Annotated in this window: 10 protein-coding genes; 1 reads left to right on the top strand and 9 read right to left on the bottom strand. The window is 58.5% G+C overall.

Translation table 11 applies throughout. The features are described 5' to 3' along the window. Positions 1 to 30: 30 nt before the first annotated feature. Complete coding sequence (locus tag C3B54_RS03120; RefSeq protein ID WP_425440310.1) at positions 31 to 1530, bottom strand: SDR family oxidoreductase; 1500 nt, start codon at positions 1528 to 1530, stop codon at positions 31 to 33. A 73-nt stretch (positions 1531 to 1603) separates the two neighbouring features. Between C3B54_RS03120 and C3B54_RS03115 the strand changes: the two genes are divergently transcribed. Further along, positions 1604 to 2506, top strand: a complete 903-nt coding sequence (locus tag C3B54_RS03115) for an HhH-GPD family protein (protein ID WP_245867992.1) — start codon at positions 1604 to 1606, stop codon at positions 2504 to 2506. On the opposite strand, the gene C3B54_RS03110 is transcribed toward C3B54_RS03115, so the two are convergent. The 8 genes from C3B54_RS03110 to C3B54_RS03075 all read right to left on the bottom strand — a co-directional run bounded on the left by C3B54_RS03110 (position 2469) and on the right by C3B54_RS03075 (position 12250). After that, positions 2469 to 3257: a nucleoside phosphorylase gene (locus C3B54_RS03110; RefSeq protein WP_104913196.1), complete on the bottom strand. Its 789-nt coding sequence runs from the start codon at positions 3255 to 3257 to the stop codon at positions 2469 to 2471. The genes C3B54_RS03115 and C3B54_RS03110 overlap by 38 nt on opposite strands. A 17-nt stretch (positions 3258 to 3274) precedes the next feature. Beyond that, positions 3275 to 3712: a 30S ribosome-binding factor RbfA gene (gene rbfA / locus C3B54_RS03105; RefSeq protein ID WP_104913195.1), complete on the bottom strand. Its 438-nt coding sequence runs from the start codon at positions 3710 to 3712 to the stop codon at positions 3275 to 3277. Beyond that, the gene (gene infB, locus C3B54_RS03100) at positions 3705 to 6341 is read right to left on the bottom strand and encodes a translation initiation factor IF-2 (RefSeq protein ID WP_104913194.1); all 2637 of its coding nucleotides are present in this window, start codon (positions 6339 to 6341) and stop codon (positions 3705 to 3707) included. The genes rbfA and infB overlap by 8 nt, the downstream gene beginning before the upstream one ends. 84 nt (positions 6342 to 6425) lie before the next feature. Then, a complete protein-coding gene (locus C3B54_RS03095) occupies positions 6426 to 6701 on the bottom strand; it encodes a YlxR family protein (RefSeq protein ID WP_104913193.1) in 276 nt (91 codons plus the stop codon). Positions 6702 to 6733: 32 nt separating this feature from the next. After that, positions 6734 to 7744 (bottom strand): transcription termination factor NusA, encoded by a 1011-nt coding sequence (gene nusA, locus C3B54_RS03090; protein WP_104913192.1) that lies wholly within the window; start codon positions 7742 to 7744, stop codon positions 6734 to 6736. 102 nt (positions 7745 to 7846) lie between these two features. After that, the gene (locus C3B54_RS03085) at positions 7847 to 9616 is read right to left on the bottom strand and encodes a proline--tRNA ligase (protein ID WP_104913191.1); all 1770 of its coding nucleotides are present in this window, start codon (positions 9614 to 9616) and stop codon (positions 7847 to 7849) included. Positions 9617 to 9634: 18 nt separating this feature from the next. Next, positions 9635 to 10783 carry a flavodoxin-dependent (E)-4-hydroxy-3-methylbut-2-enyl-diphosphate synthase gene (gene ispG / locus C3B54_RS03080; RefSeq protein ID WP_211286321.1) on the bottom strand — a complete coding sequence of 383 codons (1149 nt, stop codon included), beginning with the start codon at positions 10781 to 10783 and terminating at the stop codon, positions 9635 to 9637. A gap of 111 nt (positions 10784 to 10894) precedes the next feature. Then, entirely contained in the window at positions 10895 to 12250 is a 1356-nt protein-coding gene (locus C3B54_RS03075) for a M50 family metallopeptidase (protein WP_104913190.1), read from the bottom strand. Positions 12251 to 12272: the final 22 nt, after the last annotated feature.

Here is a 12272-nt window from a genome sequence, read left to right as displayed (position 1 = left end):
ACCCGGCAACAACCGGTGATGAGCTCCCCCCTACTCTAGCGGGTTGCCAGCAGATGCCGCCACTTGGGGTTCATCCTGATAGGCCTCAGCTTTTCGGGCAAGACCCCTGGCCATTCCTTCAAACACAATCCCGTGAAAAGGCATCACGGCCAACCAGTAAAGCCGACCGCCTAATCCGTGGGGGAAAAAGGTGGCCCGTTGGGTGAGGATACTTCCCCCCGACTCGGCCTCGTCAACCTGGAACTCTAACCACGCCAAGCCCGGAAGTTTCATTTCGGCGCGCAGTCGGACCAGGTGTCCGGCTTCTACGCGCTCAACCCGCCAGAAGTCGAGAGCGTCTCCGGTGACAAGATGATCGGCGTCACGACGACCCCGCCTGAGCCCCACACCCCCGACTAGTTTGTCGATGAAACCCCGCAGCGCCCACGCCCCCGGCAGGGAATACCAGCCATTGTCGCCGCCGATTGATTCCACTGCCCGAAACAAGTCGGTAGTGCTGGCCTCAGACTCGACCGTGCGCACATCGGTGTACACGGTGTGGCCCGACCATTCGGGGTCGGTGGGAAGGGGGTCTTGTGGTGCACCAGCAATCTGAGCATCACGCCACGAGGTTTCGACTTCGCCCGCACGCATTTTGCCCAAAGCCAGTCGAACGGCTTTGCGGTAGCCAATAAGGCCTTCTGGGGGTGGGGCGATGATGTCGTCAATGTCGTGGTTTTTCATCACCGCGTCGTGTAGCAGGGATTCGATGATGGGAACCGCGAGCGACCGGGGAATGGGGGTGACGAGGTTGACCCACTGCGAAGCCAACCAGGGGGTGAGTACCGGCAGGGCGGCAATCGGGCGCTGGCTGAGCCCCGCCTCCAGCGCGTAGCCGTTCATTAGTTGGCCGTAGCGGAATACGTCCGGTCCCCCAATATCGAATCCACGGTTGATGGAGGGGTCGATCGAGGCGGCCTTGATCAGGTAGTGCAGCACGTCTCGGATGGCAATGGGTTGGATAAAGTTCCGCACCCATTTGGGTGCAGGCATATAGGGGAGTACTTCGGTGAGGTGTCGAATCATTTCAAAACTGGCCGACCCGGAACCAATAATCACTCCGGCTCTCAACACAATGGTCGGGACCCCGGAGGCTAAGAGCACTTCGCCCACTTCTTTTCTGGAGGCTAAGTGCGTCGATAGCGGCCCTGCGGGGTGTAGCCCACCCAAATAGATGATGCGGGACACGTTGTGTTTCGCTGCTTGCCTGGCCACTATGTGAGCGATTTCTCGCTCCACACTGGCGAAATCGTCAGCGTGGCTCATCGAGTGGACCAAGTAGTAGACGATGTCTTGGCCTGTAACCGCTTTGGCTACCGCCTCTTCGTCGCGCAGATCGCCCACGAACACTGTCACCTGGGAGCGCCAGGGCACGTCGTCTAAACGATGGGCGTCTCGTACGATCACACTGACCTCGAAGCCCTGCTCGAGCAGGCGCGGGACGAGTCGCCCACCGACGTAACCTGATGCACCAGTGACTAAAGCTTTCACCCTCCACAGCGTATGCCCCTCACGTCCACACTGGCCGAGAGTCTTTCCGGTGTGGAGTGACTACCATCGGGGCGTGGACACAGCGTTAGTTCGGCAGTGGTATTCGACACATCAGCGTGACCTGCCGTGGCGGGCTGAAGGGATTTCGGCGTGGCAGATTCTGACCAGTGAAGTGATGCTGCAACAAACCCCGGTGGCCAGAGTGATTCCCGCCTGGCAGGCGTGGTGTGAGAGATGGCCAGACGCTCACTCTTTGAGTAAGGCTTCCCTCGGTGAGGTGCTCTCGCAGTGGAACCGCCTGGGGTATCCCAGGCGGGCAAAAAATATGCACCAGACCGCACAGATTGTGGCCAAAGACTATGGGGGTGAACTCCCCCGGGATGTGGAGGCGTTAGAAACACTGCCCGGTATTGGCACCTATACGGCCAGAGCGATCGCCTGCTTTGCCTACGGTGTTCCCGTCCCAGTAGTCGACACCAACGTGAAACGGGTCGTTGCTCGGGTGGAGGACGGCGATCAGGCGGCCGGACACTGGAGTGTGGGTTTTGGGTTGGACCGGGTCGATCAGGTGAGCGCCACGGGTAGTGCGACAGATTATTGCCAGACCCAGCGCGGGTTAATGGAACTTGGAGCATTGGTCTGCACAGCCAGAAGCCCGAAGTGTGGCCAATGCCCCCTCCAACACAGCTGTCGGTGGAAAGCAGAGGGTTACCCGGAGGACCCTTCGGTGAAACCGCGCGTGCAAGCACGCTATGAGGGCAGCGACCGCCAAGTTCGGGGCATCATCCTCGGTTGGCTAAGAGACAATCCGGAGTCGCTCGAGCGTGACACCCTGGAGAGCCTTTGGCCGCAGGCGACACAGCGGATGCGGGCGGTGGAGTCGCTGGTTCGAGATGGTTTAATCCAGCGCGACAGCCGCGCAGACGGCGAAGAGCGTTTTAGCCTTTCGTGGCAGCAGCCCGGTCGCGGCGAATAATCTCCCGCATTCCTTCAATCGCTACCGGCAGGGCGTGTTCCACTTTGGAGGCTTCCCACTCTTCTGGGGTCATCGGCGACTGGTCGGGGTGGCCCATGATCATCATGATGCCGGTCGCACGAACCCCTAACACTTGGGCGGTGATGTATAAACCGGCGGCTTCCATTTCGGAACAAATGGCGCCCCCTGCCATCCAGGCCTCCCAGCGCTCGTGAAGCCTTTTGGCGACGGGCATCCGCTCTGGCGAATGTTGACCGTAGAAAGAGTCCTTGGACTGGCTGACGCCTAAGTGCACCCTCAGACGACTATCGGTGGCGGCCTGCCAGAGAGCCTGTGTGATGGGAAAATTCGCCACAGCCGGAAACTCGATGGGTAAATAGTGGCTGGTGGTGCCCTCGTCGCGAATCGCGGCGGTAATCACCCCTAAATCACCGGGGGCGATGTGAGGTTGCATAGAACCGGAAGTGCCCACCCGCATGAACGTGTCCGCACCTACGTTGACGAGTTCTTCCATCGCAATCACCGCTGAAGGACAGCCGATACCAGTCGAGGTCACAGAAACCTTTTCGCCATCCAAATACCCGGTCCACGTTTCGTATTCGCGGTGTCTGGAGACAAAAGCGGGAGAGTCAAAATACTGGGCAATCATTTCGCAGCGGCCAGGATCGCCGGGAAGAAAAACGTAGCGACCGACATCACCTTTGCCCACCTCAATGTGATACTCGCGTGCATCATCGCGTTCCATAGACATTTGGGTCTCTCCTCTTTCTAGCGAGCCGAGTCGTCAGCATCTTCAGACCGATATGGGTCAGCATCCCCGGCTGGTTGTGCTCCAGCGGCGACATCGCGCAGCTGCTCATCGCGTTGCTTCGCCTCATCCAACAGCCTGTCGATGTCTTCAACCGTGCCCGGCAAAGCATCCAAGACAAACTCAAGCGTCGGTACCAACCGCACCCTCATATGCCGACCGACCTCAGTGCGCAACATTCCTGTGGCGCGGGCGAGTGCTTTGCCGCTGGCTTCGCGCTCGTCGTCTGTTCCCAACACCGTGTAAAACACGGTGGCGTGTTGGAGGTCACCCGTGACTTTCACGTCAGTGATTGTCACGTACCCCATGTCGGGGTCGCGAAGCCCCTTTTGGAGCCTTTCGGCGAGGACTCGGTGGATCTGGTCCGCCATTTTCCTCACCCGGGGTGAATTACTCACGGACCTTCTCTTTCATCTCGATGGTTTCGACCTCATCGCCCACCTCGATGTCTTTAATTTTGCCCAAGCCGATACCGCATTCGTAGTCGGTCTTCACTTCGGTGACGTCATCCTTGAAACGACGAAGCGACTCGATGGCTAAACCGTCGGCAATCACCACACCGTCGCGAATGATGCGAGCCTTGGCGTTGCGGGTGATGGTGCCCGAGCGGACAATACACCCCGCGATTGTTCCGGCTTTGGAGGAGCGGAATATCTCGCGCACCTCGGCGACACCGGATTGCACCTCTTCGAATTCGGGTTTGAGCATGCCCTTGAGTGAGCTTTCGATTTCGTCCAAGGCGTTGTAAATAACCGAGTAGAACCGGATATCGACACCTTCGCGGGTCGCACGCTCCCTCGCTTTGGTGTCGGGGCGCACATTGAACCCGAGGATGATGGCGTTGTCGATGGTCGCCAAGTTCACGTCGGATTCGGTGATGGCACCAACTCCGCGGTGAATAATGCGCAGTTGAACCGTGTCGTCAACTTCGATCTTCAACAGCGATTCCTCCAGTGCTTCAACAGCACCCGAGACATCACCCTTGATGATGAGGTTCAGCGATTCAATCTTGCCGTCCTCGAGAGCCTTGGTGAAGTCTTCCAGGCTGATGCGCTTACGAGCTTTCGCCAGCTGAGCGTTACGCTCAGCGGCTTCACGCTTTTCCGCAATCTGGCGCGCAGTGCGGTCATCGTCGGTGACGATGAACGAATCGCCAGCCCTGGGCACGCTGGAGAGACCCTGAACTTGAACGGGCCTCGAGGGCATCGCCTCTTCGATGTGTTCACCGTGTTCGTCAACCATCGCCCGGACGCGTCCGTAGGCGGTTCCGGTTACAATCGCATCACCCACGCGCAGTGTTCCCGACTGAATGAGCACGGTCGCAACAGAACCGCGGCCCTTATCGAGCTTGGCTTCAATGGCCACACCGCGGGCTTGACGATTGGGGTTTGCCCTCAAGTCCAACCCAGCGTCAGCGGTGAGCAACACGGCGTCCAACAGTTCGTTGATGCCTTCACCCTTCAACGCTGACACGCGGCGGAACATAGTGTCCCCGCCGTATTCTTCGGCAACCAAGCCATATTCGGTGAGCTGCTGAAGCACCTTGTCGGGGTTGGCCCCCTCGGCGTCGATCTTGTTGACCGCCACCACGATGGGCACACCCGCTGCTTGAGCGTGGTTCAGCGCTTCAATGGTCTGGGGCATGATGCCGTCATCGGCGGCGACCACAAGGATCGCAATGTCGGTGACGTCTGCACCACGCGCACGCATCGCCGTAAAGGCTTCGTGACCGGGGGTGTCGATAAAGGTGATGGCCCGTTCAATATCGTCATGTTCGGTCCACACCTGGTAGGCACCAATGTGCTGGGTGATTCCGCCGGCTTCGCCCGCGGTCACATCCGCTTTACGGATCGCATCCAGCAGTTTCGTCTTACCGTGGTCGACGTGACCCATGACGGTCACCACAGGTGGGCGAATTTGTAGGTCTTCTTCGTCTTCTTCAACTTCGAAGGCAATATCGAAGCTTTCGAGAAGCTCTTTGTCTTCATCTTCCAGCGAGACAATTTCGATTTTGTAACCGAGCTCCGCACCTAAGACTTCAAAGGTCGACCCGTCCAACGACTCGGTCGCGGTCGCCATCTCACCCAGCTGGAACAACACAGTTACCAGGTTGCCGGGAGGGACGTTCATCCCGGTGAGAGTCTCGAGCTTTTCCGCAAAGTCACTGATGGAGGCACCCTGACGAAGTCGGACCGGAGTGTCACCGTTACCGCGCGGAACACTCACACCACCCAACGAGGGGGCTTCGCGCATTTCAAACTCTTGGCGCTTTGTCCGCTTCGACTTACGCGACTTGCTCTTCGAGCCTCCACGACCAAACGCTCCTGCGGTGCCACCACCGGGGCCACGGCCGCGACCGCGCGGACCGCCACCACCGCCACCAGGACGTGCCGGACCACCCGCAGCGGGAGGGCCACCAGCACCGGGTCGACCGGGTCCACCAGGACGCTGTTGGAAGGGAGGTTTGCTGCCCGGGGCACCGCCACGGCTTGGGGTGGCACGATTTGCCGCTTCGGTCCGCTCCGCGCCCGCGCGGGCGTTCGCCGGAGTGGGGCGACCCATTCCTTGACTGGAGGCGTAGGGGTTGTTGCCAGGCCTGGGCATTCCGGGGCGACCCATTCCTTGGCTGGAGGCGTAGGGGTTGTTACCGGGGCGAGGAATTCCCGGTGTAGGAATGGAGGAAGGTGTTGCGCCACCTGATTCGGGAGCACCAGGAGCTGACGGGCTTTCCGGGGCTTCAGACTTTTCGGGCTCTGGCTCTGGAGCTACTTCCGCCTCGGGCGCTGGCGCGGGAGCTGCGGGCTTGGGTGCAGGCTTTTTGGGCTCGGCCTTTTTTTGCTCGTCTTTGGGGACAGGGACGACGCCTTCTTCCGCGAAAGCGGCTTTCAGTTTCCGGGCAACGGGAGGCTCAACCGTAGAAGACGGTCCTTTGACGAACTCGCCGATTTCTTTCAGCTTTTCAAGCGTCCGCTTGCTGTCAATTCCTAATTCAGCCGCGATTTCGTGAACGCGTGGTTTTGCCGCCACAACTCTCCTGTCTGGGTGAACCCCAGGCAGGGCACACCACTATGTCCGAACGGGACTCATTTCGAGCCACTCATGAAAGGTCCATTAGCCGTTCAGCCTGTTCTTCTTCGTGTGCTCCTCGTTGTGTACGAGGAGGGTTAGTTCTTCTAGGTCGAGTCGGGGTTCCCTAAGAGCCCTCGGCCACGCCTTTGTTCCAAGCGATGCCTCGACACACTCTGCGTTGCGGTGAACATAAGCTCCGCGACCCGGAAGTGTTGCCGAATCATCGAGCACTGCCCGGTTGTTTTCTGCCACGACTCGAAGGAGCAGGTCCTTAGATTCGCGTTGTCGACAGCCCAAACAGCACCTTACTGGCACCATACTACTCCTCGGACGGGTGGGACCCTCCCGCCCTACTCGCCTTCCATCACCGAATCGGGCTGAATGTCGATTTTCGCCCCGGTGAGTTTTGCGGCTAGGCGGGCGTTTTGCCCCTCTTTTCCGATTGCCAGCGACAGCTGATAGTCGGGAACCAACGCGCGCACCTGCTTGAGTTCTTCGTTGATCACAAAGGCGCTGCTGACTTTTGCCGGCGAGAGCGCGCTGGCGACAAAAGTGGCGAGATCTTCGGAAAAGTCGACAATGTCAATCTTTTCTTCACCCAATTCGGATTGCACCGCGCGAACTCTTTGGCCTAACTCGCCAATGCACGAGCCTTTGGCATTCACCCCGGGCACGAGGGCTCGGACCGCGATTTTCGTGCGGTGTCCCGCTTCGCGGGCAATGGAGGTGATTTCCACCGAACCTTCGCTGATTTCGGGTACTTCCATTTCGAACAAACGCCTCACCAAACCGGGGTGGGTACGACTGACGGTAATGGAAGGCCCTTTAAGGCCTTTGTCTACTTTGGTGACAAAAGTGCGAAGCCGTGTGCCGTGTTCGTAGGCTTCGCCCGGAACCTGCTCCTCCGGCGGCAACAGTGCTTCCACGTCACCCAAATCAATGTGGATCATCCGGGGGTTTGGCCCTTGCTGGATGATTCCCGAGACAATGTCGCCGTCTTTGCCCCGGTATTCACCCAAAATACGGTCGTCGCCGATGTCGCGGATGCGCTGATTGATGACCTGTTTGGCTGCTTGGGCGGCAATACGACCAAAGCCTTCAGGACTGTCGACACCTTCACCAATGAGGGTGCCTTCGTCGTCGAGTTCGGGTACAAACACGGTGACGTGACCGGTTTTACGGTCGAGTTCCACGCGAGCTCGAGGGGCATCGGGGTCGACGCGTTGCCCTCGATGATCGGCAAGGCCGGTGTGTTTTTCGTATGCAGTGAGAATGGCCTGTTCGATGATGATGACAAGCTCATCGAAAGGGATGTCCCGTTCGGATTCCATCAGTTTCAACACACTGAGGTCGATGTCCACGGCACACACCTCCTATTTGATTGTTTTTGTGGGCGGTGATACACATCTCACCGGTCGACACAGCTTAGCCCCAGCGTCTGTGCCCGCGCCAGGACTGTGGGGTCAGTCCCTGCCTACCAGGGCTCCCACGACGTCAGCAATGTTTACTTCGCGGCGTTCATCACTGGCTCGATCCCACAGTTCAACCTTGCCCTCAGCCACTCCCCGACCGGCAATCACGATGTGGGGAATGCCAATAACTTCCGCATCGGCAAATTTCACACCGGGGGAAAGCTTTGCGCGGTCATCGAGCAATACATCTTTTCCGGCCGCAACAAGAGCTTCAGCCAATTCCTCGGCCACAGTAGCCACCTGTTCGTCTTTTCCTGCCTGGATAACGTGAATGTCGTAGGGTGCAACAGCTTCAGGCCAGATCAGGCCTTTGTCATCGTGGTGACCCTCCGCAATGATCGCCAAAATTCTGGTGACACCGATGCCGTAAGAGCCCATGGTCACGGTGACGAGGGAGCCGTTTTCGTCAAGGACTTGCAAGCCGAGGGCTTCAGCGTATTTGCGGCCCAACTGGAAGACGTGACCAATTTCCATCCCACGGGCAGTGTTGACTGGTCCGGAACCGTCCGGCGCCGGGTCACCGTCTCGAACATTGGCAATATCGGCGACGCCATCGGAGTGAAAATCCCGTCCGGCAACTAAGTGGAAGACGTGTTTTTCGGGGATGTTCGCGCCAGTCACCCACTGGGTGCCCTCCACTACCCGGGGGTCCAGGTAGTAGGCGATACCACTGGAACTCTCTAGGCCAAGAACGGGACCTTCTGTGGACCAGGGGCCAATGTAGCCCTTCACCAGTGCGGGGTGTTGGACAAAGTCAGCCTCGGTAGCGGGTTCCACATCACGTGGGCCAAACCATGCCTCCGCACGCTTCATGTCGACCTCGCGGTCACCGGGAAGTCCGACAACAACCAGTTCGCGGTTTTTGTCAGCATCCACCAGAGCCAGCACCACATTTTTCAGTGTGTCCTCTGCAGCCCATGGCCTATCGCTTCGTGGAACATCGCGATTGGCCAGTGCCACCAGGGTGTCGATCGTGGGGGTATCTGGGGAGTCGTGAATTTCTGCTTCAGGCAGGCCCTCTAGTGGCAGGGGCTCTGTGGCAGCGACCCGAAACGCTTCAACGTTTGCGGCGTAACCGGCATCGTTTCGCACAAACGTGTCTTCACCGACGGCGATGGGGTGAAGGAACTCTTCGGATTTGGAGCCACCCATCGCGCCGGCATCGGCGCGAACAATGACATATTCGAGTCCTAAGCGCTGAAAAATACGCTCGTAGGCGTCCCTTTGGGCCTGGTAGCTGACATCTAGGCCCTCGTCGGTGTAGTCAAACGAGTAGGCGTCTTTCATCGAGAATTCTCGACCGCGCAGCAGTCCCGCCCGTGGCCGCGCTTCGTCGCGATATTTGTCTTGAATTTGATAGATCGTGAGGGGGAGGTCTTTATAACTGGAGTAGAGGTCTTTCACCGTGAGAGTGAACACTTCCTCGTGGGTGGGCGCTAACAGGTAGTCGGCCTCTCGGCGATCCTTGAGTCGAAAAATGTTGGGGCCGTACTCTTCCCACCGCCCAGTGGTTTCGTAAGGCTCGCGGGGTAAGAGGGCGGGAAAGTGAACCTGCTGAGCTCCCGCCAGTCGCATCTCTTCGTGAATGATTGCTTCGATTTTCTGTCGAACACGCAGACCCAAAGGTAACCAGGCGAAAATCCCTGGTGCTTGGCGCCGGATATATCCGGCGCGAACCAGCCATTTGTGGCTGGCTACTTCGGCGTCAGCGGGGTCTTCCCGGAGGGTTCGAACGAAGAGATGACTGAGTCTTTCAAGCACCGACCCAGACTAGCGCCACTAGCCGGTGATGACTTCTGGTTCTCCAGAGGGCACATCGGGCATTTCGGCGGCCAGGCGGTTGGCCTCTTCGATCAGGGTTTGGACAATTTCGGCTTCGGGAACAGTCTTAATGACTTCGCCCTTCACAAAAATCTGGCCTTTACCGTTTCCACTGGCCACACCGAGGTCCGCCTCACGGGCTTCTCCCGGGCCATTCACCACACACCCCATCACCGCGACTCGAAGTGGCACAGTCATGCCCTCCAGGCCTTTGGTGACAGAGTCAGCGAGCGTGTAGACGTCGACTTGGGCCCGACCACAACTGGGGCAGGAAACAATCTCAAGCTTTCGCTCACGAAGATTCAAACTCTCTAGAATCTTCAGGCCCACTTTGACTTCTTCTGCCGGCGGGGCCGACAGCGACACTCGAATCGTGTCGCCAATGCCTTCCGCGAGCAGGGTTCCAAACGCTACCGAGGATTTGATGGTGCCTTGGAAAGCCGGTCCCGCTTCGGTGACACCCAAGTGCAAGGGCCAGTCACCGCGCTCCGACAACATCCTGTAGGCCTTCACCATGACGACAGGGTCGTTGTGTTTGACGGAAATCTTAAAGTCGTGGAAGTCGTGTTCCTCGAAGAGGCTTGCCTCCCAGACGGCACTTTCGACGAGCGCTTCAGCAGTCGGTTTGCCATATTTCTGCAACAGCCGTGGATCCAGCGAACCGGCGTTCACCCCAATGCGAAGGCTGACCCCAGCGTCTTTGGCGGCTTTCGCAATTTCTCCCACCCGGTCATCGAATTTCTTAATGTTGCCCGGGTTCACCCGCACAGCACCGCAACCAGCGTCGATGGCCGAAAAGACGTATTTGGGTTGGAAGTGAATGTCGGCGATCACCGGAATTTGGCTTTTCTTGGCGATGATGTGCAACACGTTGGCGTCGTCTTGGGTGGGCACTGCAACCCGGACAACATCACAGCCTGTGGCCGTGAGTTCAGCGATTTGTTGAAGGGTGCCGTTGATGTCTGTGGTCTGAGTGGTCGTCATCGATTGGACGCTGACGGGAGCGTCACCACCGACAAGGAGGTTGCCCACTTTGATTTGTCGGGTTTTTCGCCGAGGCGCCAACGTTTCGGCAACTTTGGGCATTCCCAGATTCACAGCGGGCACAGCGTCTCCTCTTCACGTTCCTACCGGTATGGCCGGCCTGCCCATGTTAGCGAAGCGCAGTGAAGGACCGCTGGGTAATTTGGGGTTCGAGGGTGTCGAATGACGAAACGTTTACTGAATCAGACTGATCGGGTTGACAATATCGGCATACATCAGCAACACGCTCATACTGATCAACGCCGCAACAACCACGAGGGTGAGGGGCATGAGTTTTTGCGGGTTGGTCGGATTGGGTGGCGGCGAGCCTCGAATGGAGGCAATTTTTCGACGGATGCCATCGATGAGGGCCACGGCGACGTGTCCACCATCCAAGGGCAGCAGGGGTATCAGGTTGAACACGAACAGGGCAATATTCAGCGAAGCCAGTAGGGCAATGAAACTGGCAATGCGGTCATGGTTTTCGATGTCGTCGATTGACGCGATTTCACCGGCGATACGTCCCACGCCCACCACACTGATGGGGCCGTTCGGGTCTCGTTCGTCGTCCCCGAATGCCGCCTGGGACACTTGCACCATGCGTTGGGGCAGAGTCAGGATCACCCTGGTGACACCTTCAACGTTGTCCCCAATCGCGACCGGTACTTGGCTGATGGGTTGGCGCGCGGTTTCCAGTGCCGCACCAATTCCCACAAACCCCACCGGTTCCACCATGGGTTGCCCGTCCGAGTCCACTGCGACTTGACCTCTGGAGTCCATCGCGAAGCGCTCCGTCAGCAGAGGCGTGATGCGAATCTCGCGAGTGGTGCCCTCACGGTCAATCGTCAGAGCAAGAGTCTCACCGGGGTGATCGCGAATGATTTCGGTCAACACCAACCAGCTGTCGACTTCTTGGCCATCGACAGCAAGAATCACATCGCCCGGCTCCATACCGGCCTGGTTCCCTGGAGCAGCAGGGTCCCCGGGGCGACAGTCGGTGCGCGTTTCTGTTGCCGGCAGCACACACTGGGACACAGAACCCACGGTGAGGCTCGGCTGGACGACACCAAAACCCATCAGCAACACCGCATACAACACGGTCGCAATGATGAGATTCATGGCCGGGCCACCCAGCATGATGACGATGCGACGAAAGACACTCAAGCGGTAAAAACTTCTCGAATCATCAAACTCGTCGGAGTCTGGCTGATCATCTAAACCGGCAAAATCAGTACCGGCACCACCGCGCCTCGGCGCCCTCTCATTGGCTCCTACTTCACCGGCCCCTTTTTCGCTGGCCCCTTTTTCGCTGGGCGCAAACATCCCGTGCATGGCGACATAACCGCCCAGTGGAATGGCTTTAATGCCAAATTCCGTTTCACCGGGCTTGGTCGACCACAGTGTGGGCCCAAAGCCCACCATGAATTTGGTGATACCCACGCCAAAGCGTTTCGCGGGGTAAAAGTGACCCCACTCGTGTAACCCAATCGAAATCCCCAACCCCACAATGAGGGCAAGAACTCCGACGATGAACCAGATGGTTGACTCCACGCCGTAACCATAATCCCCACCA

It is taken from the genome of Pontimonas salivibrio (genome assembly GCF_002950575.1).
Classification (GTDB): domain Bacteria; phylum Actinomycetota; class Actinomycetes; order Actinomycetales; family Microbacteriaceae; genus Pontimonas; species Pontimonas salivibrio.
This window is presented reverse-complemented; position numbering and strand designations above follow the sequence as displayed.

Coding starts and splice junctions, on each gene's coding strand:
- C3B54_RS03110 (WP_104913196.1), bottom strand. CDS start 3,257: ATGTCTATGGAACGCGATGATGCACGCGAGTATCACATTGAGGTGGGC.
- C3B54_RS03095 (WP_104913193.1), bottom strand. CDS start 6,701: ATGGTGCCAGTAAGGTGCTGTTTGGGCTGTCGACAACGCGAATCTAAG.